This window comes from Streptomyces sp. GL_141, from assembly GCF_057834385.1.
Genome location: NZ_CM174402.1, coordinates 1,662,267 through 1,682,660, shown reverse-complemented (window position 1 = coordinate 1,682,660; position 20,394 = coordinate 1,662,267). Strand labels below are relative to the sequence as shown.

Genomic DNA, 20,394 nt, shown 5'->3' with positions numbered 1-20,394 from the left:
GGGTTCCGTCCGGGGTCAGGGGTTCGCCCCCGGGGGGTGCCCGGGCGGGACGTCCCGGCCGGGTGGGGACGGGGCAGGGCTCGGGGGTCCCGGCGGACGGGTGCCGGGACCGTGCTGTCCGGCGCTCGGGCCAGGGGTGACGGGACGCCGGGTCGGTTCGTGCTTGCCGGGATGTGTGGGGGTGGCGGCCCGCGGGTTCCGCGTCGGGGAGGCGGTCGGCGCTGCGGAGGCGGCCGGCGCGGAGGCCGTCGGGTCCGGTCCGCTGCCCTGGACGGGGGCGCAGTAACCCGGAACGGCGGACCGGCCTCCCGCGGCGGCGACCAGCGGGGCGAACCGCCGCTCGGCCAGGACCTCCTCGGGACGCGGACCCGTGGTGCGGGTGAAGGCCCGGCACAGCTCGGCCAGGTCGGCGGGCACCGCCGCGGACGAGCGGCCGGACGCCCCGGGGGGCTGGGCGTCCGCGACCCCGGTTCCGGGCGTGGGGGAGGCGGCCGGGCGCTCGCGCTCGGGGGCGCCGCCCAGGACGGCGGGGAGATGGCCCGTGCCGGCAGCGACGGCCACACCACCGAGAGCGGCCGCCAGCACGGCGGCTGCGACCTTCGCACCGAGGAGCGTCGCCGGGGCGAGCAGCGGCCGCTTCCGGGGCGTCGGTACGGGGGCGTGGGCGCGGGCGGCCGCGGATCCGGCTGCGGCTGCGGGCGTCGGTGTGGCCGAGCGGTTGGCCGAGGCATCGGCTGCGGGGGCGAGTCGAGCGGCCCGGAACATGGCCAGAGCCGCCTGCTCGCCGGACAGTTCGTCCTTCCCCGCCGGAGCGGCGGCGGCGGCGAGCAGCCCCACGAGGGCCTCGTGGCCGCCAGACGCGCCGGACGACTCCGTCAACTCGGGCATATCGGATGCATCTTGCGTGCCCGACACCCGCGACCGGGCGCCGGCGAGCAACTGCTCGGCCGTGGCGTGGTCGATCCGGCGGGATCGGTGGGTGCTCATTTCGTGCCCTTCAGCGTCGGAGCCGTCGTCGGTGTCACTCCTGGGGCAGAAGTTCTTTCGCCCCGCCCCGAACCACCCGCTTCGCCGGGTATGCCCCCACTCCCTACGCCCCCTGCGGCCCCCGCCGCTCCCGCGACCCGTGAGGGATCCCCGTTCTGCTGGTCGAGGAGTTTGGCGAGTTTGCGGAGGCCGCGGTGGGAGGCCATGCGGACCGCGCCGGCTCGTTTGCCCAGGACTCGGGCCGCGCTGTCCGCGTCCAGGTCCATGACCACCCGTAGGAGCACCGCCTCCGCCTGGTCGCGGGGCAGGAGGGAGATCAGTGCGAGGGCCGCGCCCGTCCCCATCGTGGCCAGTGCGGCGCCCTCGGTGTCCTCCCGGGCCGGCCGGTCGTGCAGGTACTCGACCGGTACGCTCACGGCCGGCCGGCGGCGGCGCCGCCGCAGCAGGTCCATGGCCCGGTTCCGGCCGATCGTCGACACCCAGCCGCGGAAACCGTCGTAGTCCCCGCTGAACGAGCCCAGATCCCGGGATATCTGGAGCCAGGCCTCGGAGGCCACGTCCTCCGCGTCCTCGCCGACCAGGACGGTCAGGTAGCGCAGGAGTACGGGCTGCACCGCGCGGAACAGCGTCTGGAAGGCCGCTTCGTCCCCCTGCTGCGCCGCCCGGACGGCGTCCGTCATGTCTGGCGGGGCGCCCCGGGTCGCCGGGACCCCCTGGCCTTTCGGGGTCTCCCGGGTTCCCGGTATACCCGCTTCGCTGTCGGCTCCGCCGAACTCCTCCGCACTGTGCACGCGGGACATCATGCGCCACCCGGGCGCGAAGCCCGAAGACTCACCCGGACGGAAGGCTCCCCCCGGCCGGAGACCGGCGGATCGGTTGCTTCGCTCCGGGGCTGGTCAAACGCGGTGACGTTGAGCAAGGATCGCGTCCGCACCTCGCCACGCACGTTCTTCCGGCACCACACGTCCACCACAGGAGGATGTCCATGCCCCGCCGTACCTCCCGCGGCCGCACCGCTGCCGTGATCGCGTCCCTGACCCTGCTCGGCCTGGCCGTGCCGGCAGCGGCCGACGCCTCGCCGTCCCGCTCGGCGGCCGGCCTGCCCCAGGGCCGCGTCTTCATGGTCAATCCCGTCCAGTCCACCGGCGATCAGACGCTCGTCGACGCCAAGGACTCGGCCGCCGCCGTGCCCGACTCCGCCTACACCTCGGTCGTACTGCGCAACCTCGACGGCAGCGGCGGCCTTTCCGGCCGGTGGGCGTACATCCGGTCGGAGACGGGCGCGCCCGCGGCCGCCGCGGACGCCGGCCGGTACAACCGCGCCGACGAGCAGTTCGAGCAGGTCATGGCCTACTTCTGGGTCAACGAGGCGCAGGAGTACCTGCAAGGACTCGGCTTCGGCAGCGAACTGCCCGGAGCCAACGACCGCGCCCAGCCCGTCCGCCTCAATCAGTGGGGCGCCGACAACTCCTTCTTCACCGACAAGAAGGCCGAGATCCGCTTCGGCAAGGGCGGCGTCGACGACGCCGAGGACGCGGAGGTCATCGTCCACGAGTACGGGCACGCGGTGCACCACGCCCAGGTCCCCGGCTTCGGCAGCTCCCCGGAGGCCGGGGCGATAGGCGAGGCCTTCGGCGACTACCTGGCCGTCTCGGTCGGCGAGCACGCCGCCGCCGTCCGCGGCTGGCCGCGCGGGTCGGACCCGGCGTGCGTGGCCGACTGGGACTCGGTCGGCTACAGCGCGGCCCCGCACTGCCTGCGCCGCATCGACGGCAACAAGGTCTACGCGGACCGCACCGGCGAGGTGCACGCGGACGGCGAGATCTGGTCGCGCGCCCTCCTCGACATCCGCGGGGCCCTGGGCGCGAGGACGGCCGACCGCATCATCGTCAACGCGCAGTTCGGCTTCGCCCCCGACACCAGCTTCCGCGACGCGGCGCTCGCCACGATCGCCACCGCGCGCAGCATGTACGGGACGGGCGCCGCGGACGCCGTCCGGACGGCGTTCAGGGACCGGCAGATCCCCGGTATCGCCTAGGTGTATTGATCACGAGCGTTGTTGACACGCGGCTGGTCTTGAACACGGCGAAGACCTCCGGTGTGGTGGGAGCTGTCTAGGAACCCCTTGCACAACGGAGGTCTTCGTGTCCCACCGTAATGCCCGGCCGACCGTCTTCGGTAGGCGGCTGCTGGTCGAACGTGTCCGCTCAGGCCGCCCCGTCGCGCCTGTCGTACCGGGCGTCGTGACACGGTGAACCTCTCCGGTCACAGCACTAGCGCGGGGCAAGGCCCCGCGCTTGTCGCAACGGGTCGCAACGGGTCGCGACGGTACGGGAGTTCAACAGCCTGTTGATGGTCCTCTCGACGGTGCTGCGTTTCACGGCCCGAACCGCTCGGGCAGATCACGGGGTTGGCGTCGCGGTCCCCCGAGCCCCTGATGACGAGACCGTGCCGTAGGCCCGGAGGGCGTCGGCAGGGTCGCCGGGGCGGCCTCGCAGAGTGGCCTCCAGGAAGGCGAGGGTGGCCGCGGCGACGACGCGCGGACTCTCGGTGCGGCCCAGAGTGCCGACGATCGAGGGCACCGGCGGCAGGTAGAGCGGGCCGTCCGTGAACGTGAGGTGCCCGGCGCCGGGGACGGTGAGCCGGTAGCTCGGCGCGGTGCTGTGCTCGAGGGCCTCGGTGAGCCGGGGCAGGTAGCGCGGGTCGGTGCCGGCGGTGATCTCCTGGGTGAGCGCGAGCGCCGGCTGCTGGAGGGCGGGCTCGGTGGGGCCGTGGGGGTAGCCGTCCAGGTCGACGACGGCGTCGAACCGGCGGTCCTGCCGGGCCACTTGCAGGGCGGCGGCTCCGCCCAGGGAGTGGCCGGCCGCCGCGGCGCGGCCGGTGTCCAGGCGTCCGGTCAGCGGGTCGGCGGTCTCACCGCGGTCCAGCCGCTCCAGCCGGGTGAGGACGAAGCCGAGGTCGGCGGCCCGGACGGCGGTCCAGCCGGTCGCCAGCTCCTCGTCCCTGGCGCGGTCCCAGGAGGAGGCGGTGGTCGCGCGGATGGTGCGGCCGTCGGAGAGGACGACGACGGTGGAGTCGTACGGGTGGTCGAGGGCGGCGACCAGGTAGCCGTGGCTGGCCAGCTCCTCCGCCCAGGCGGTGTTCTGGGACCGCACCCCGCCCGACCCCGGGGAGAAGAGCACGACCGGGAACCGCTCTCCCCCGCCGGCCACCGGGGCGTCGACGACCGCGCGGCTGCGGGCCCTCGGGACGCCGTCGACCAGGAAGCCGGGCAGGCCGACCCCGCCGGCGAGGGCCTCGGCGACGGTCCGCGCCTCGCCCTCCGTACGTCCCAGGTACGGGGCCCGGGGGACGCCCGCAGGGCTCTCCCGCGCCGGGTACCAGAGCTGGACCACGACCGTGCGCCGGTCGTCCGGATCGGCGGTGAAGCTCTCGGGGCGGAGCGGATCGGTCCACTGCACCACCCGTGTGCCGACCGCGAAGGCGCCCGTCGGCTCGGGAAAGACGGGCACGGGGAAGGCCCAAGCGGCCGCCGGGCCGGTGGCGATCAGGCCGGCGCAGGCCAGCGATCCCGGCAGGGCCAGCCACCAGCGGGCCCGCCACGCCGGTCGGCCGGCACCGCGCCGCAACAGGGGCGGGAGGGCGAACGCCGAGGCGACGGCGGCGCCGGCCAGGACCGGCAGCATCTGCCAGCGGAGCCCCACGATGCCCAGCACGATCGCCGACGCCACGAGGACCGCCCCCGCCACGACGGTGACGGGCCGGCGGGTGGCCGGGGGGAGCCAGCGCGCCACCAGCAGCGCAACGGCGCCCAGCAGGACGAGGACTTCCGGAGGGGACAGGAACAGCCCCGGGATGGTTTGGGTCACCCGGCCATGCTCGGCGCCGGGCCCGCGCCGCCGCATCGGCCCCGGGTCGCCGCCGACTGCGACTGGCGTGGCAACCGGGGCGGGCCGCGGTGCGACCGGAGTGGCAACCGGGCACCCCGGACCGGCGGCGGCCTGCGACCGCGGGAGGTGGCGGGTCTCCTCCTTTGGTCGTACCCCGGCACAGTGCGCTCCGACGCCGGGCTCATGCGCGGCGCGGACCCGAGGCCTAGGCTGCGGCTGTACACGGTGACGGCCCCGGCCGGGCCGCCACGACGACCGATCGGCGGAGAGCTGTGACGGTGCGCCACCGGGACCGGATACCGCCCCTGGCGTGGGACTCGGTACTGCCGGCGCTTCTCCTGCTCCACGTCGTGACCACCTACCCGGCCCGGGACCTGCCTGCGGCGGCAGCGCTCACCGCCGCCCTGACGCTGCCCCTGGTGTGGCGGCGCCGGGCCCCGCTCGCGGTGTTCGCCGCCGTGGTGGCCGCGGCCTTCGTCCAGTGGCTGGCGGACCTCCAACTGCCCGGGGACATCGCCCTGCTGGTGGCCCTGTACACGGCGGCCGCACACACGGGCCGGCGCGGCACGCTGCTCGCCGCCGCCGTCGTGGAGGGCGGGGCCCTGCTGGCTTGCCTGCGCTGGGCACAGAACGGCGCGTTCCTGACCCCGTTCGTCGCGCTCTCCGCGACGGTGGTCGCCGCCGCCGTCCTCGGGGTGAACGTGCGGACCGGCCGGGCCTACCTCGCAGCCGTGCAGGAGCGGGCCGAACGGCTGGCGCTGCACCAGGAGCAGCAGGCGCGGCTGGCCGTCGCCGAGGAGCGGGCCCGGATCACCCGCGAGATGCACGACATCGTCACTCACAGCCTGTCCGTCATGGTCGCGCTCACCGATGCCGCCGTCTACGCCCAGCACAGGTCCCCGGACCGGGCCACCGCCGCCATGCTGCAGATCTCCGAGACGGGCCGGCAGGCCCTCACCGACATGCGGCGCTCGTTGGGCGTCCTGCGGTCCGACGAGCCGGACGCCGAGCGCCACCCGCTGCCCGGCATCGCCCAGCTGGAGGCGCTCGCCGACCAGATGGCCGCCGCCGGGCTGCCGACCGGCCTGGAGGTCCGCGGCGGCCACGCCCATGTGCCGGCCACCGCACAACTCACCGTCTACCGCCTGGTGCAGGAAGCGTTGACCAACACCCTCAAGCACACCCCCGCCGGCACCCGCGCGAGGGTCCTGGTCGAGTGCTCGGCCGGGAGCGTCGGCGTGGAGGTCACCGACAGCGGCCCCCGGCCGGCGCTTCCCGCCGCCGCACCGTCCGGCCACGGCATCCCCGGCATGCGCGAGCGCGCGGCCGTCTACGGGGGGACGCTGCGGGCCGGACCGCTTCCGAGCGGCGGCTGGGGTGTGCGGACCCGGCTCCTGCTGGGCAGCGGCGGGACGGGCGCCGTATGACGATCCGCATCGTGATCGCCGACGACGAGGCGCTGCTGCGGATGGCCTTCGGCATGGTCCTGGAGGCCCAGCCCGACATGGCGCCGGTCGGCGAGGCCGCGGACGGCGCCCAGGCCGTCCGCCTCGCCCGGGAGCTGCGGCCCGACGTGGTCCTGATGGACGTCCGGATGCCCGGGACGGACGGGATCGAGGCGACCCGGCAGGTCGTCGAGGTCTCCCCGGGGAGCAGGGTGCTGATCCTGACCACCTTCGACCTGGACGCGTACGCCTTCGCCGCGCTCGGCGCCGGGGCCTCGGGCTTCCTGCTGAAGAACACCCGGCCCGAGGAGCTGCTCACCGCGATCCGCAACGTCGCGGCGGGCGACGCGGTGCTCTCCCCGCGGATCACCCGGCGCCTGCTGGAGGACTTCCGTCCGCACCTGGCCGCCGGGGGCACCGCCGTCCGCGACGAGCGGCTGGACCGGCTCAGTGCCCGGGAGCGTGAGGTGCTCGTCGAGGTCGGTCGCGGCCTGTCCAACGCCGAGATCGCGGCCGCCCTGCACCTCGCGGAGGCGACCGTGAAGTCCCATCTGGGGCGGATCCTGCTCAAGCTGGAACTCCGCGACCGGATCCGGGCCGTGGTCTTCGCCCACGAGAACCGCCTGCTCCCCCGGCCTGACACCGGCTGAGGGATCGGAACAGCGGCCGGACCATGGCCCCGACCGGGCCGACCACGTCGCTGACGGGGACGGCGCCGCCGGTGGGGCCGTTGCGGTGGTGGCGGGAGTCCGCGGAGCCGCTGCGGCGGTCGCCCTCGGCCGGGCTACCCCTCCCCGGTGAGTCCGGCGCGTTCGGCGAGGGCGCCGCCCTGGAAGCGGCTCTCGGCGCCGAGTTCCTCCAGCAGCTCGGCGATGTGGCGGCGGCAGGTGCGCAGGGACATGCCCATCCGCCGGGCGATCACCTCGTCCTTGGCGCCCTCGGCCAGCAGCCCGACCAGTGCCCGGCGCAGGCTCGGTCCGACCTCCTTGTACGCGGCCCCGCTGCCACCGCGGAACGGGGTCGCACCGGACCAGTGCTGGTCGAAGACCCGGCACAGGTACGCCACCACGTCCGGGTTGTGCACCAGTACGGCGCCTTCGCCCGGGCCGCCGTCGGTCCGCCGCGGAAGGAACGCCACGGAGCGGTCGAACACCACGGCCCGGTCCGGCAGTTCGGCGGCGGTGCGGTACTCGGCGCCGGCCTCCGTGAGGGTCTCCACGTACCCCTGGGTGGAGAGGCTGGCCCGCGCCGAATGCTGGTAGAGGGTGCGCATCCGCACCCCGCGGCGCAGCATCGCGAGGTCCCGCTCGATGGCGTCCCCGAGCCGGTGCGCGGCCCGCCCGCCGCCCGGCTGGATGCTGAACACCTCCTCGCGGCAGCGCGCCGACTCCTCGGTGAGCAGCGCCGAAGCGGCCGCGAGGTCCGGCAGTACGTCCACGCCCTGCCGGTGGTCGCGTTCGCGCCGGGCGGCGCGATAGTGCGGCATGAGGGAGCGCAGGTCCTCGCGCACCGAGTGGGCGTGTGCCGCGGCCTGCGCCACCTGGGCCTCCAGCGGGCCGACCGCCTCCGCCGCGGCCGCGTCCGGGCTCACCGGGATCAGTTCCCCGGGGCTGCCTGGGGCGGGGCGCAGCAGTCGGAGCAGCAGCAGCGTGCGGCAGGCCTCCTCGGCCTCCTCGGGGGTCAGGCCGAGGGCCGCGGGCAGCTCGGGCGCCCCGGGCGTCCGTCTCTTGAGGCTGCCCTGCGACAGCGCGTGCTCGAACACGGCGACGGCCCGGGCGTCCAGCCTCGGCAGGTCGATGGATTTGGTCTGCATGGTCATGTTTTCCCCCGCAATGCGGCCCTGCTACTTCCGTGCCATGCAGGCTATTGCCAGCTCTCGGGACTGGACCAACGGGGCATGCCGGTATGAACTTCTGTCATCGGCCGGGCCGCATCCCGGCGGGCCGATATGCCGGCATACGGCGCGAACCGCCCGACGCGGGCGCTCGCCGCCCGGTCCACGACCTCCCCATCCAGGAGCCACGCCATGTCCCGAACCCTGCCCCGTCTCCTCCTCCTCGCGGCCCTGCTGGCCGGCGGTCCGCTCGCCGTGCAGCAGGGGGCGGGCCCGGGGACGGACGACGCGCACGGCGGGGGAACGGGGGGCGCGGTGAGCGTGGTCCTCCTCGCCGCGGAACCTCTCGACACGAGCTGGGGCGACGACTACATCCGGCCCGTTCTCTAGGGCGGGCGCCGCTCCTCCGTCCCCGTACCCCTCCGTCCCCGTACCCCTCCGTCCCCGTCCCCCTCCGTCCCCGTACCCCTCCGTCCCCGTCCCCCCCCCCCCGGACCCCCGGACCTCCATCCCCGGTCCCTCGGGTCCCACCGTGCGCAGAGTGAAGTGCGAGGTCGTAGAGCGTGTCATCACTGCCCCAGACTCCGGCCCCGACCCTCACCGGGCCGCGGCGAAGCCGCGCGGAGGGCCCCGCGGACCTGGCCCTGCTGCCCGACCTGGTGCGCGCCGTCCTCATGAGGGGCGCGGCCGGGGCGGCGGGGGACTGGGCCGTGGAACCGGGTGAGTTCTGGTGTCACGTACGGCCCCCGGGCGCCGCCCGCCGCACCCAGGGGTGGAAGCTCCACGTCTCGGCCACCCCGCTCTCGGCCCCGCTGGTCCTGGCCCGCGCCGCCGAGGTGCTGACCGGCCACCGCGCTCCGTTCAAGTTCGCCGGGAGTCCCGCGCGGGTCGCCGCCCTCGTCTCGGGGCGCTTCGCCCGGGGCGGGGCCGGCAAGTTCATCACGGTCTACCCGGTCGATGACGATCAATTCCGGCTGCTCGCGCAGGAGTTGCACCGGGTCACCGTGGGGCTGCCCGGGCCCGCGGTGCTCTCCGACCGCCGCTATCTGCCGGACAGTCAGGTCTACTACCGCTACGGGGTGTTCGCCGCCACCCCCGAGCTCACCCCCGACGGAGCCTACGCCGCCCGGCTGACCGACCCCGCGGGCCGGCCGGTGCCGGACGAGCGCAACGCCTGGTACAGCCCGCCGTCCTGGGCGGGGGACCCGTTCCCGGACCGCCCGGCCGCCCCGGCCCGCAGTACGGCCACCGCGAAGCCCGTGCTCCTGCACGAGCGCTATCTCGTGCGCGGCGCGATCCAGCACTCCACCAAGGGGGGCGTCTTCCGGGCGGAGGACACCACCACCGGAGCCCGGGTGGTCGTCAAGCAGGCCCGCCCGCACGTCGGCGCCGGCCTCGAAGGCCTGGACGTACGGGACCTGCTGCGCCGGGAGGCCGCCCTGCTGGAACGCTTCGGCCTGCGGTTCCCCGACCGGGTCCCCCGCCTCGTCGAGGTGTTCGAGCAGCAGGGCAGCGCCTTCCTGGTCGCCGAGTCGGTGCCCGGAGCCACCCTGCGCCGGACCGTCGCCGAACGGCTGATCAGGGAGGGTGCCGCCTGCCCCGACGAGCGGACCGCCGGCTCCCTCGTCCGGCAGCTGCTCGACCTGGTCGCCGCCGCCCACGAACTCGGCCTCACCCTGCACGACTTCAACCCCAACAACGTCATGGTCACCCCCGACGGACAACTCCGCCTGATCGACCTGGAGATGGCCGCCGCGGAGGGTGAACGCTGGGTGCTCGGCGCCACCCCCGGCTACACCGCACCCGAACTGCGCGCCGCCGACCCGGTGGCCCCCGCGTTCGGTCCCGGCGTGGACCTCTACGCCCTCGGCGCCACCGTCCTGCACGCCCTGACCGGCGCCGATCCGCTCTTCGCGGCGGACCGGCCCGCAGCGGCGGCCCGCCCGGACGAGGAGCGGCTGTCCGGGCTGCTGGAGCTGCTGGGCCGGGACCAGCCGCTCGTACGGCGGTTCGGGCCGCTGATCCGCGGCCTGATGCGCGACGCACCCGCGGACCGCTGGACCCTGGAACGGGCCCGGGAGGAACTTCTCGCAGGCCGCCCGACACCGGCGACGGCGGCGGCACTTGGGGCGCCGGCGGTGCGTACCGCGCCCGCGGCACCCGCCGTGCGCGCGGCGCCCGCCGTACGCACCGCGCCCGCGGACCTGCGGGCACGGCTGCTGCACGACGGGATCGCCCACCTGCTGGCCACCATGCGCCCGGCCGACCCCGACCGGCTCTGGCCCGCGGACTCCGTCGGCGCGACCTGCGATCCGGTGGCCCTCCAGCACGGCTCCGCGGGCCCCTTGGGCCTGCTCGCCCGGGCCCTGCGGCACGCGGACGACCTCGCGGCCGGCTCCGGCTCCGGCGCCTCCCACGGGAGCCCCCGGGACTCGTCGTACGCACCCCCGGTCACCCGGGAATCCCTGCGTACGGGGCTGCGCGCGGCCGCGCTCTGGACGGCTGACCGGCAGGAGGCGCTGCCCGGGCACCTGCCCGGACTCCACTTCGGCCGGTCGGGCACGGCCTGGGCCCTGCTCGACGCGGCCCGCGCACTGGAGGACGCGGCGCTCACCGAACGCGCCTCGGCCCTGGCCCTCGCGCTGCCCGTGGAGTGGCCCAACCCCGATGTCTGCCACGGCGCGGCCGGCGCCGGCCTGACCCAGCTGCACTTCTGGCGCACCACGGGCGACCCCCGGTTCCTCGACCGGGCCGCGCGGGCCGCCGAAGGCCTGCTGGCAGCGGCCCGGCGCACCCCCGAGGGCGTCTTCTGGCCGGTGCCCGAGGACTTCGACTCCGGTCTGGCCGGTGCCTGGCACTACGGCTTCGCGCACGGGGTCGCCGGCGTCGGCACCTTCCTGCTCCTCGCCTGGGAGGCGACGGGCGACGCACGGCTGCGCGCCGCGGCCGTGGAGGCGGGCGCCACCCTCGCCGGGGCCGCCCGCCGCGGACCGGCGGGCACCCTGTGGCCGGTGGACCGGGCTCGGCACCTGTCGGACTCCCCGGAGCTGGCCCGGCACTGGTGCAGCGGCTCCTCCGGCGCGGGCACCTTCCTGGTCCGCCTCGGGGCGGTGGCCGGAGCCCGCGACACGGGCTGGACCGACCTGCCGGACCTGCCGGACGCACCGGACCTGCCCGAGCTGGCCGATGTACCCGACCTGGCCGACGTGCCCGACGGGCGTGACCTGGCCGAGCTGGTGGAGGGCGCGGCCGCCGCCGTCCGGGCCGGCCGGGTCACGGATACGGCCGCCACCTGCCACGGGCTCGCGGGCAACGCCGAGTTCCTGCTCGACGCCGCCGAGCTCACCGGGGACGCACGCCACCGCGAGGGAGCCGAGCTGCTGGTCGAGCACATGGCGGCCCAGGCGGTGCTGCGCGACGGCCGGCTGCTGGTGCCCGACGAGAACCGCAAGACCGTGCTGGCCGAGTACGCCACCGGCCTGGCCGGGAGCCTCTCGCTGCTGCTGCGCCTGCGGTACGGCGGCCCGCGTGCCTGGCTGCCCGAGGGCGGATCCGCCCACCCCTGAGTGTCCGGTGGCCGACGGCCACCGGCTGCCGGGCCCGCACGGGTCCGGCGCCCCACCCGCAGTTCCGACTGCGGTTCCCACTGCGGGTCCCTCCGCAGTTCCATCCGCACAGAAGGAGACCGCCATGGCGGAGTTCGACATCGACGCCCTCCAGGTCCTGCCCGAGGACCTCCGTACCGAGGACGCCCGCGGCGAGGAGCACGCCGCCGCGCTGATCACGGCCTGCCGCTGGCACACGAGCGGCTGCTGATCGGCCGCTGACCGGCGGCGGCGACCCCCTTCGCCGCCCTGGGAGGGGACCGGACCTCTGCACCGGCCCCCTCCCTCGCCGGTCGGCCAGGACGCGGGCGCCGGCCCGCTTCCGGTGAACGTCCCTTAGACGGGGGAGGGTTCGACGGAGGACCATCCCTTGGCGGTCGGGGTGAAGACGATCCCGCCCACCACCAGGAAGCCGAACGCGTCGTCGGCCCCCGGGCGGACGCCGCCCGGGACGGTGAACCGGCCGGTCTGCTTGCGGGAGACCAGGTCGATGACCACGCCCGAGGTCCGGCACCGTACGTACGCCAGTCCGTCGGTCACCACCACCGCGTTCGAGGCCTCCGGGCGCTCCGGGTCGGTGCACTCCTGCGCCAGCGGAATCCGCCACACGGCGCCGCCGGACTCCTGGTTGAGCTCCATGAACCCCGGCTCGCCGCCCGCCGCGGTCGCCATCAGGTACACCTTGTCCCCGGCCACGGCAGGTCCCGACAGCGTGGTTCCGGCGTACGGGAGGTCCGCGCTCCGCTGCCGCGCCGGCTCGCCGCGCAGCACCCCGGCGCCGTTCTCCTTGTTGCACAGGAAGACGGTCGCCTCGCTCTCGTCCCGGCCCAGCGTCAGTCCGCGCGTCTCGCAGGTCCCGGGCATCGCGAAGCGGGTACCGTCCCGGGGGGTCCCGAAGGGCAGCTTCTTCCCCGTGGCCCCGTCGAGGGCGGTCACGAAGCTCTCGAAGCCCATGTCGTCCTTCTGGGACCGCCCTTGTACGTACACCCGGTCCCCGTCGACGCGCAGCGCCGGGAAACCGTCATCGGATCCGGGCACCGCCTGCTGCCACAGGACCTTCCCGGACCGGGTCTCCAGCGCGGTGACCGTGCCGGACATGGAGACCGCGAACACCCGGCTGCCGTCCGCGTCCAGCACCGGCCGCCGCAGCATCTCCTTGGTGGGGAACTCCCACCGGGGGGTGCCCTCGACGAGGTCCAGCGCGGTGAACCCCCTGCGGTCGAGCGCGATCACCGTGTGGGTTCCGGCGGTCGCTCCCGGGGCCACCATCGGGGCCAGCCCGTCCACGGGGCCTTTTAGCAGGTGTCCCCACAGCAGTTCGCCGGTCGCGGCGTCGAACCGGCTGAGGGCGGCGGCCATGCCGGGGCGGGGCGAGGTGCACACCAGCGAGGATTCCGCGTACGCGCAGGACCCCATGTCGCCGCCGCCGTCCCAGGCCCGCCACCCGGCGGGGCGCCGGGCGGGCGCGTCCGCGTAGGCACGGCTGCCGCCGGGGCTGCCGCCTTCGGTGGCCACGTACGGGGCGAGGGTCCCGTTGGGCTTCGGCAGGGAGGGCGCGGGCGTGGCACCGCCGGGGCTGCCGGAGGGCCCGGCGGACGACTCGGGGGTCTTCGCGTTGTCCCGCGAACCGCCGGTCGGCGGGGAGAACCGCAGGTAGAGCCCGCCGCCGGCCAGCAGCGAAGCCACGAGCGCCGCGGCGAGGAGAGCGCGCCTGCGGGGCCTGCGCGGCCGCCGGGGCCGTCCGGCCGCCGCCACGTCTCCGGCGGGGCCGGCGGTCGGTGGCCCGGACCGCCGGGTGAGCGACCCGTCGGTGTCCTCGGATCCCTCTCCGGACGCGGAGGGCGATTCCGGACCGCTGTCGCTGTCACCGGTGCCGGTGCCGTCTGTGTTGGCACCCGCCCCCGGCTCCGCTTCGCCGTCTTCGGCACCCGAGCCGGTCCAGGTCCCGGCCCCGAGGGGCTTACGGGCCTCCCCGCCGGGGCCGTCGTCCTCGCGGAGCGGGCTCTCCCAGTCGGCCGCCGGGATCCGCGCCAGCACGGCCAGCAGCTCGTCCGGTCCCGGGCGGGCGGCCGCCTCCTTGGCCAGGCATGCCCCGACCACGTCCCGTAGCGAATCGGCCAGACCCGCGATGTCCGGCGCATCCGACACCACGCGGTAGGCCGTCATGTAGTGCGACTCCGCGTCGAAGGGCCCCCGCCCGGTCGCGGCGAACACCAGCACCGCTCCCAGGGAGAACACGTCCGACGAGGCCCGCACCCGCGCCGGAGCCGACAACTGCTCCGGCGACATGTACGGCGGAGTCCCGAGGATCTGCCCGGTCGAGGTCAGCGTCTGCTGCCCCGCCGCCCGCGAGATCCCGAAGTCGATCACCCGCGGCCCGTCGTCCGTCAGCATGACGTTGTCCGGCTTCAGATCGCGGTGGATCACCCCGGTGGTGTGCAGTTCGCGCAGCGCCTCCACCAGTCCGAGCGCGAGAACGCGCAGCGCGCTCCCGCGCAGCGGCCCGTCCGCCTTCACCCGTGCGCCCAAGGTCCGTCCCGGCACCAGCTGGGTGGCCATCCAGGGCCGCTTCGCGTCCGGGTCGGCATCCACCACCGCGGCGGTGAAGGCCCCGCTCACGCGGCGGGCGGCCGCCACCTCCTGCCGGAACCGGGTCCGGAACTCGGGGTCGTCGGCGAACTGCTGGTGCACCAGCTTCACCGCGACGAGCCGCCCCGAAGCAGCCCGCCCCGAGTACACCGTCCCCATCCCGCCGGAACCCAGCCGGGCGATCAGGACATACCCGCCGATCGCCCGCGGATCCCCGTCCCGCAGTGTCATGTCCCGCCCCACCCCACCGAGTACATCCGTCGGCGGCACCCTATCCCGGACCTGCGCACGCGTAGGGCGAGGGTGTTCCCCGGCGGTCCCCGGCGGACCCCGGCGGTCCCCGGCGGTCACGCCGAACGCAAGGCGTCCGTGGGGGAGGCACGGGCGGCGCGCAGTGCGGGATAGAGCCCGGCGAGCCCGGCCACCACCACCGCGACCGAGGGGCCGGCGACCAGGGTGTAGAGCGGGACGGCCGCCGGCCAGCCCTGGACCAGCGCGTAGCCGTACACGGTCAGGCCGCCGAGGAGCAGCCCGCTCGCCCCGCCGATGAAGCCCATCAGTACGGCCTCCAGCAGGAACTGCGCCGAGATCTGGCCGCCCCGGGCCCCCAGGGCGCGCCGCAGCCCGATCTCGCCGCGGCGCTCCATCACGCCGACGACCATGGTGTTGGCGATGCCGACGCCGCCCACCAGCAAGGCCACGCCGGCCAGGACGAGGACGAGCGCGGTGAGGCTGTTCTCCGTCTCGGTGCGGGCCAGGAGGAGGTCGGAGGGCCGGCTCACGGCGACCATGGTCGGGCTGCCGGGGTTCGCGCTGGCCGCGGCCACCGCCTGGACCTGCGGCACGCGTGCGGAGTGCGACCGCAGGTAGACGGTCGCGGCGCTCCCGTCGGCCCCCAGGTGGGCGACCGCCTGGGGCCAGCCGACCAGGGCCGCGGTGGACAGCTCGGGGGCGAGCTCGTTCGGGGCGAGGATGCCGAGCACCTGGTACCACTGTCCGCCCAGCCACACCCGCTCGCCCGGTCCGGTGACGCCGAGGCGCTGGGCGGCCTGGCCGCCGAGCACGGTCACCGGGAGGTTCTCGCTCGCGGCGTCCAGCCACCGCCCGCTGTGCAGTTCGGCGCGCAGCACCTCCAGCAGGCTGAGGCGCGCGGCCAGCACGGTGAGGCTTCCGGTCTGCTGCGGCGGCACCAGGTCGTTGCGGTACACCTGGGCCTTGGTGGCCCCGGTGGCGGTGGTCCGCTGCACGGGCGCGATGGCGGAGAGCATCTTCTCCGCGGTGAGCGGGAGCGGCACCGGCTGCTGGTCGGGCCCCTTGCCGGGAGCCACGGTGATCAGGTTGGAGCCGAGCTGGTCCAGCCGTGCCAGCAGGTGCTGCTGGTTGGAGTTCGAGATGCCGGTGACCGCGACCACGGCGGCGATGCCCAGCGAGATGCCCAGCGCGGACAGTGCGGTACGCAGCCTGCGGGTACGCGGCCCGATCATGCCCAAACGCAGCAGGTCCATGGGGCGGAGCCGGGTACGGGGCTTCTTCATCGGCCGGCTCCAGCGGGCTCCGGGAGACGTTCGTCGAACTCGATGCGGCCGTCCTGGATGCCGACCCGCCGGGGGAACGAGGCGGCCAGCGCACGGTCGTGGGTGATGACCACCACCGTGGTGCCGTCCGCGTTCAGGGTGCGCAGCAGCTCGACCACCGCGGCGCCGGACACGCTGTCCAGGGCTCCGGTGGGCTCGTCGGCCAGCAGCAGTGCCGGGCGGCCGATCAGCGCGCGGGCGATCGCCACGCGCTGCTTCTCGCCGCCCGAGAGCTGGTCCGGGCGGTGGTCCAGCCGGTGCCCGAGGCCGACGGCCCGCAGTGCCTCGACGGCCCGCGCGCGCCGCTCGGAGACCGGCGCCCCGGCGTACAGCAGCCCGGTCGCGACGTTCTCGACGGTGGTGAGTCCGGACAGCAGGAAGAACTGCTGGAACACGAAACCGATCCGGTGCGCCCGCAGTGCGGCCAGCTCCCGGTCGGACAGGCCGGCCAGATCGCGGCCCTCGAAGCGCAGCCGCCCTGAGGTGGGCCGGTCGAGCGAGCCGAGCAGGGCGAGGAGGGTGGACTTGCCGGAGCCGGACGGCCCGACGACGGCGAGGAGTTCACCGGCTTCGACGGTGAGGTCGATGCCGTGCAGGATGCGCAGCGGGGGCGTGCCCGGATACTCCTTGACGAGGGCGGACAGCTCCAGGACGGGGGCGGTGTTCTCCACCGGGAACGAGCTCATTTGGGGACCACCACCTGCGCGCCGGGCCGGACGTCGCCGGTGATCTGTGCCTTGGCGTCGGCGATCAGGCCGAGCCGGACCTTGACCAGCCGGGGGGTCGGGCCGTCGGAGACGCGTACGCCGTAGCCGCCGCCGTCGAGGGCGAGCAGCGCGGTGACCGGAACGATGAGCGCCTGGTCGGCGGTGTCGCCCACCACGGTGACGGTGACCGCGGACTGCCCCGCCCGCCGGGCCTGTTCCTGGCCGTCCAGCACGATCGTCACGGTGGTCCTGGCGCCGCCCGGGCCCTCCCCGGAGCCGCCGCCCGGCCCGCCGGACCCGCCGGACCCGTCCTCCCCGCCGGAGCCGCGGATCAGCGAACGGATGCGCCCCTCCACGTCGGAGCCGTCGGCCGACTTGATGCGGACGCGGCCGTCCGGCTTGAACCGCGAGAGCTGGTTCTCGGCGGGCCGCACGGTGACCACGAGGTCCTCGCGGGTCACGGTCATCACCGACGAAGCGCCCAGCACCGCGCCGAGCTGCGCGCCGACCTGCTGCACGCGCACGGACTCCTGCGGCAGCATGGTGACGGCGCCCAGGGGGACCGTGCCGGTCTCCGGGAGTCCCAGGGACTTCTGCCAGCGCTTCACGGCGGTGGCGGTCTCCGGGGTGAACTTCTGGTCGGCGGTCCGGCCGAGTCCCTTGCCGTGGCCGAGCCGGAGCAGGTTGCGTTCGAGCTGCTCCACGTCGGCGCCGGCGGGGACACCGGGGCCCAGGTCGCGCCACATCGGGCGGTCGCCGGCCATCAGCACCACCGGCTGGCCGTCGACCTCGTAGAGCTTCTGTCCCGGCTTGACGACGGCGCCGACGGCCGGGAGCCACGTGAGCGTGCCCTTGCCGGCCGCGACCACGGGGGTGGGAGCGTCGTACACGAGCGAGCCGGTGAGCTGGATGCTGCTGGAGAGCGAGCCCTGCTCCACCGGGGCGAGGCCGTACTGCACGCCCGCCCGCTCGGTTCCCCCGGTGCCGCGGTCCCACGGGCGGGCGGCGGCGACCGTCCCGGCCCCGGCCACCGCGGCGACCAGCAGCAGCGGGACGAGGACCTTGCGGCGCTTCCTGCCGCGTCCGGGTCCAGGTCCGGGTCCAGGCCCTGAGGGTTCCACGGGGTCCGGGGGACCCGCGGGTTCCACGGTGCGGGTCACGCTCACTCCCCGATCCGGTAGCCGGGCAGCGGGAACTTGGCCTCGCAGGCCTGCGAAGCGGCATCCCACTTGGCCGCGTCGAACAGGGCGCGCGGGACGATGACCGTTCCCTCCTTGGGATCCGGGTCCGGCATGTCGGGGTAGCCGTTCTTGCGCGCGCACTCGACCCACTTGCGGGCCATCTCCGCGAACTTGGCGTTGTCGGCCTTCTGGACCTGGTGGATGCCGGGCACCTTCTCGTCGCACAGCCGGGCGGCGGTGTCGTACCCGGACGGCAGACCCGAGTCCGTGCTCGCGGCCGGAAAGCCGATGTTGCCGTCCTTGTCCTGCTCGACGCTCGTCTGCCCCTGCTGGTGCATGCAGTCCACCCAGGCCCGGCGGACCGCGTTGTCGTCCTGCGGCTTGACCTTGCCCCCGCCGTCGCTCCCGGCGACCTCGGGCGCCGGAGCTGTGGCCGAGCAGCCGGCCAGGGCCAGCACCGCCACCGCGGCGGCCACGGCGGGCAGCCCTCGCAGTCCTCGTACCGACCTGCCGCGTATCGCTGCGGACGTGCCTCGCATGTCCCACGCTCCCTGTGTGTTGCCGATGAACGCCCAGTTCTACGGTTCGCGCGGTGAGCCCCCTGTGATCGCGCGCCTAACCACCGGCTAACCGGCCTGCGGGCAGGCTGGTCCCCGGCGCCGGCCCGGAGGGAACAGCGGCGGCACGGGCGAACGGGAGCGGGACGCGATGCGGGTGCTGATTGTCGAGGACGAGCGGGAACTGGCCGTGATGCTCGCCGAAGGGCTCCGCGACGAGGGCATGGTCTGCGACCTCGCCCACGACGGCCTGGAGGCGCTCCGGCGGACCGGCGAGGCCGACTACGACGTGGTGATCCTGGACCGGGACCTGCCCGGACTGGGCGGCGACGCCGTGTGCCGCGCGCTCGCCGCGATGGGCCACCCGGCCCGGATCCTGATGCTCACCGCCGCGGACACCCTGTCCGACCTCGTCGAAGGCCTCGGCCAGGGCGCCGACGACTACATGACCAAGCCCTTCTCCTACCTGGAGCTCGTCGCCCGGCTGCGCGCGCTCGGCCGCCGCTCCGCCGCGGGCCGGGCCCAGGTGGTGCTGACCCGGCGCGGCATCAGCCTCGACACGGTGCGCAGGGTCGCCGAACGCGACGGCCGTCCGCTGCACCTGACGCCGAAGGAACTGGGCGTCCTGGAACTGCTGCTGGCCGCGGACGGGGCCCCGGTCGCCACCGAGGAACTGCGGGAGCGGCTGTGGGACACGGGACTCGACCCGGCCACCACGGCGGTACGGGTCACCGTGCACGCGCTGCGCCGCAAGCTCGGCGATCCGCCGCTGATCGTGCACGACACCGGCTACGGATACCGGCTGTGAGCCGCCGCGGCCCCGGCCGGCTGCCGCTGCGCGGCCGGCTGACCCTGGTGACCACGGCCGTCTTCGCCGTGCTCGGCTGCGGGGTGCTGGCGCTGAACTGGCTCAGCTCGCGCCAGCTCATCGAGGCCAACCGCGACCTCGTCATCGCGTCCGCCGGAACCCCGGAGGCACCGCCCCCCGATCCGGGGACCGCCGACCTGCCCCCGGGGTCCACCGAGGCCGTCCTCACGACCCCGGCCCGGGCCTTCGACCACTTCCAGAACGCCATCCTGGGCGACCTGCTGACCCGCTCCGCGCTGCTGCTCACCGTCTTCACGGCGCTCGCCGCGCTCCTGGCCTGGTGGGCGAGCGGCCGCTCCCTGCGCCGGCTCCACCAGGTGACCGGGGCGGCCCGGCGGATCAGCACCGGCAGCAGCCTGGACGAGCGGCTCGCGCTGGACGGTCCGTACGACGAGATCCGCGAACTCGGCGACACCTTCGACGCCATGCTCGACCGGCTGGACCGGAGCTTCACGGCCCAGCGGAGCTTCACCGCGCACGCCTCCCACGAGCTGCGCACCCCGCTGACCGTGCTGCGCACCGCGCTGGAGATCCCGCTGGCCCGCGGGCGGGTCCCGGACGACCTGCGCCCCGCCGTGCTGCGCGCCCTGGACGCCAATGCGCGCATCGAGCGGCTGATCGCGGCCCTGCTGACCCTGGCCCGCGCGGAGACCGCCACGCTGGCGCTGCGCCCGGCGGATCTGGCGGACGCCGCCCGGACCGCGGTGCACGACCTGGCCGAGGAGGCCAGTACCGGCGGGGTCCGGGTCACGCTCGACGCGGGGGACGCGCCGGTGGACGGGGACCCCGCGCTGCTCCGGCAGGTCGCGCTCAACCTGCTGGCCAACGCGGTGCGCCACAACTACGAGGGCGGCACCGCCGTGATCGCGACCGGGACCGGGGACGGCACGGTGTTCCTGGAGGTCTCCAACACCGGCCCCGTCCTGCCTGCGGAGGAGGTGCCCGCCCTGTTCGAGCCGTTCCACCAGGGCCGGGAGCGCGGCGGCGGTTTCGGGCTCGGGCTCGCCGTGGTGCGGGCGATCACCGCCACGCACCACGGAGAGGTCGTGGCCGCGCCGCGCGCGGGCGGAGGACTCACGGTCCGTGTCCTCCTCCCGGCCCGCAACGGGGGTGCGGGCCCCGCGGGTTGATCCCGCCCGGGCCGCCGGGCCGCCGGG

General features: G+C 75.3%; 17 protein-coding genes. 8 read left to right on the top strand and 9 right to left on the bottom strand.

Annotated features, from left to right (window positions below; translation table 11 throughout):
* Positions 1-15 precede the first annotated feature (15 nt).
* Together AC3IX6_RS07180 and AC3IX6_RS07175 are read right to left on the bottom strand one after the other, a co-directional pair.
* Positions 16-987 (bottom strand): hypothetical protein, encoded by a 972-nt coding sequence (locus AC3IX6_RS07180; protein ID WP_489369401.1) that lies wholly within the window; start codon positions 985-987, stop codon positions 16-18.
* Positions 984-1,667, bottom strand: a complete 684-nt coding sequence (locus AC3IX6_RS07175) for an RNA polymerase sigma factor (RefSeq protein WP_489369400.1) — start codon at positions 1,665-1,667, stop codon at positions 984-986. Before AC3IX6_RS07175 ends, AC3IX6_RS07180 begins: the two co-directional genes overlap by 4 nt.
* 305 nt (positions 1,668-1,972) lie before the next feature.
* Between AC3IX6_RS07175 and AC3IX6_RS07170 the strand changes: the two genes are divergently transcribed.
* A complete protein-coding gene (locus AC3IX6_RS07170; protein ID WP_489369399.1) occupies positions 1,973-3,025 on the top strand; it encodes a M4 family metallopeptidase in 1,053 nt (350 codons plus the stop codon).
* Positions 3,026-3,389: 364 nt separating this feature from the next.
* Here the strand turns inward: AC3IX6_RS07170 and AC3IX6_RS07165 are convergent, their stop codons facing one another.
* Positions 3,390-4,892, bottom strand: a complete 1,503-nt coding sequence (locus AC3IX6_RS07165; protein WP_489369398.1) for an alpha/beta hydrolase family protein — start codon at positions 4,890-4,892, stop codon at positions 3,390-3,392.
* A 257-nt stretch (positions 4,893-5,149) separates the two neighbouring features.
* On the opposite strand from AC3IX6_RS07165, the gene AC3IX6_RS07160 reads away from it, so the two are divergent.
* Together AC3IX6_RS07160 and AC3IX6_RS07155 are read left to right on the top strand one after the other, a co-directional pair.
* Positions 5,150-6,304, top strand: a complete 1,155-nt coding sequence (locus AC3IX6_RS07160) for a sensor histidine kinase (protein WP_489369397.1) — start codon at positions 5,150-5,152, stop codon at positions 6,302-6,304.
* Complete coding sequence (locus AC3IX6_RS07155; protein WP_489369396.1) at positions 6,301-6,972, top strand: response regulator; 672 nt, start codon at positions 6,301-6,303, stop codon at positions 6,970-6,972. The genes AC3IX6_RS07160 and AC3IX6_RS07155 overlap by 4 nt, the downstream gene beginning before the upstream one ends.
* Before the next feature lie 134 nt (positions 6,973-7,106).
* Here the strand turns inward: AC3IX6_RS07155 and AC3IX6_RS07150 are convergent, their stop codons facing one another.
* Positions 7,107-8,141 carry a hypothetical protein gene (locus AC3IX6_RS07150; protein WP_489369395.1) on the bottom strand — a complete coding sequence of 345 codons (1,035 nt, stop codon included), beginning with the start codon at positions 8,139-8,141 and terminating at the stop codon, positions 7,107-7,109.
* Between the two features lie 207 nt (positions 8,142-8,348).
* Here AC3IX6_RS07150 and AC3IX6_RS07145 point away from each other — a divergent pair, with 207 nt between their 5' ends.
* The 3 genes from AC3IX6_RS07145 to AC3IX6_RS07135 all read left to right on the top strand — a co-directional run bounded on the left by AC3IX6_RS07145 (position 8,349) and on the right by AC3IX6_RS07135 (position 11,972).
* On the top strand, positions 8,349-8,546 hold the full coding sequence (locus tag AC3IX6_RS07145) for a hypothetical protein (protein ID WP_489369394.1): 198 nt from the start codon (positions 8,349-8,351) through the stop codon (positions 8,544-8,546).
* A 173-nt stretch (positions 8,547-8,719) separates the two neighbouring features.
* The gene (gene lanL, locus AC3IX6_RS07140) at positions 8,720-11,722 is read left to right on the top strand and encodes a class IV lanthionine synthetase LanL (RefSeq protein WP_489369393.1); all 3,003 of its coding nucleotides are present in this window, start codon (positions 8,720-8,722) and stop codon (positions 11,720-11,722) included.
* Positions 11,723-11,846: 124 nt separating this feature from the next.
* Entirely contained in the window at positions 11,847-11,972 is a 126-nt protein-coding gene (locus AC3IX6_RS07135; protein WP_250744215.1) for an ALQxL family class IV lanthipeptide, read from the top strand.
* 125 nt (positions 11,973-12,097) lie between these two features.
* Here the strand turns inward: AC3IX6_RS07135 and AC3IX6_RS07130 are convergent, their stop codons facing one another.
* The 5 genes from AC3IX6_RS07130 to AC3IX6_RS07110 form a co-directional block, all read right to left on the bottom strand.
* Positions 12,098-14,581, bottom strand: a complete 2,484-nt coding sequence (locus AC3IX6_RS07130; protein WP_489369392.1) for a protein kinase domain-containing protein — start codon at positions 14,579-14,581, stop codon at positions 12,098-12,100.
* A gap of 116 nt (positions 14,582-14,697) precedes the next feature.
* On the bottom strand, positions 14,698-15,885 hold the full coding sequence (locus AC3IX6_RS07125; RefSeq protein ID WP_489369391.1) for an ABC transporter permease: 1,188 nt from the start codon (positions 15,883-15,885) through the stop codon (positions 14,698-14,700).
* Positions 15,882-16,610 carry an ABC transporter ATP-binding protein gene (locus AC3IX6_RS07120; protein WP_489369390.1) on the bottom strand — a complete coding sequence of 243 codons (729 nt, stop codon included), beginning with the start codon at positions 16,608-16,610 and terminating at the stop codon, positions 15,882-15,884. Before AC3IX6_RS07120 ends, AC3IX6_RS07125 begins: the two co-directional genes overlap by 4 nt.
* Positions 16,607-17,791, bottom strand: coding sequence for a peptidoglycan-binding protein (locus AC3IX6_RS07115; protein ID WP_489369389.1), 1,185 nt, complete (start codon positions 17,789-17,791; stop codon positions 16,607-16,609). The genes AC3IX6_RS07120 and AC3IX6_RS07115 overlap by 4 nt, the downstream gene beginning before the upstream one ends.
* A 2-nt stretch (positions 17,792-17,793) precedes the next feature.
* Complete coding sequence (locus tag AC3IX6_RS07110; protein ID WP_489369388.1) at positions 17,794-18,351, bottom strand: hypothetical protein; 558 nt, start codon at positions 18,349-18,351, stop codon at positions 17,794-17,796.
* Positions 18,352-18,520: 169 nt separating this feature from the next.
* Here AC3IX6_RS07110 and AC3IX6_RS07105 point away from each other — a divergent pair, with 169 nt between their 5' ends.
* A complete protein-coding gene (locus AC3IX6_RS07105; RefSeq protein ID WP_489369387.1) occupies positions 18,521-19,177 on the top strand; it encodes a response regulator transcription factor in 657 nt (218 codons plus the stop codon).
* Positions 19,174-20,367 (top strand): sensor histidine kinase, encoded by a 1,194-nt coding sequence (locus AC3IX6_RS07100; RefSeq protein ID WP_489369386.1) that lies wholly within the window; start codon positions 19,174-19,176, stop codon positions 20,365-20,367. The genes AC3IX6_RS07105 and AC3IX6_RS07100 overlap by 4 nt, the downstream gene beginning before the upstream one ends.
* Positions 20,368-20,394: the final 27 nt, after the last annotated feature.

Coding starts and splice junctions, on each gene's coding strand:
- AC3IX6_RS07180 (WP_489369401.1), bottom strand. CDS start 987: ATGAGCACCCACCGATCCCGCCGGATCGACCACGCCACGGCCGAGCAG.
- AC3IX6_RS07175 (WP_489369400.1), bottom strand. CDS start 1,667: ATGACGGACGCCGTCCGGGCGGCGCAGCAGGGGGACGAAGCGGCCTTC.
- AC3IX6_RS07170 (WP_489369399.1), top strand. CDS start 1,973: ATGCCCCGCCGTACCTCCCGCGGCCGCACCGCTGCCGTGATCGCGTCC.
- AC3IX6_RS07165 (WP_489369398.1), bottom strand. CDS start 4,892: ATGCGGCGGCGCGGGCCCGGCGCCGAGCATGGCCGGGTGACCCAAACC.
- AC3IX6_RS07155 (WP_489369396.1), top strand. CDS start 6,301: ATGACGATCCGCATCGTGATCGCCGACGACGAGGCGCTGCTGCGGATG.
- AC3IX6_RS07150 (WP_489369395.1), bottom strand. CDS start 8,141: ATGACCATGCAGACCAAATCCATCGACCTGCCGAGGCTGGACGCCCGG.
- AC3IX6_RS07145 (WP_489369394.1), top strand. CDS start 8,349: ATGTCCCGAACCCTGCCCCGTCTCCTCCTCCTCGCGGCCCTGCTGGCC.
- AC3IX6_RS07135 (WP_250744215.1), top strand. CDS start 11,847: ATGGCGGAGTTCGACATCGACGCCCTCCAGGTCCTGCCCGAGGACCTC.
- AC3IX6_RS07130 (WP_489369392.1), bottom strand. CDS start 14,581: ATGACACTGCGGGACGGGGATCCGCGGGCGATCGGCGGGTATGTCCTG.
- AC3IX6_RS07125 (WP_489369391.1), bottom strand. CDS start 15,885: ATGAAGAAGCCCCGTACCCGGCTCCGCCCCATGGACCTGCTGCGTTTG.
- AC3IX6_RS07120 (WP_489369390.1), bottom strand. CDS start 16,610: ATGAGCTCGTTCCCGGTGGAGAACACCGCCCCCGTCCTGGAGCTGTCC.
- AC3IX6_RS07110 (WP_489369388.1), bottom strand. CDS start 18,351: ATGCGAGGCACGTCCGCAGCGATACGCGGCAGGTCGGTACGAGGACTG.
- AC3IX6_RS07105 (WP_489369387.1), top strand. CDS start 18,521: ATGCGGGTGCTGATTGTCGAGGACGAGCGGGAACTGGCCGTGATGCTC.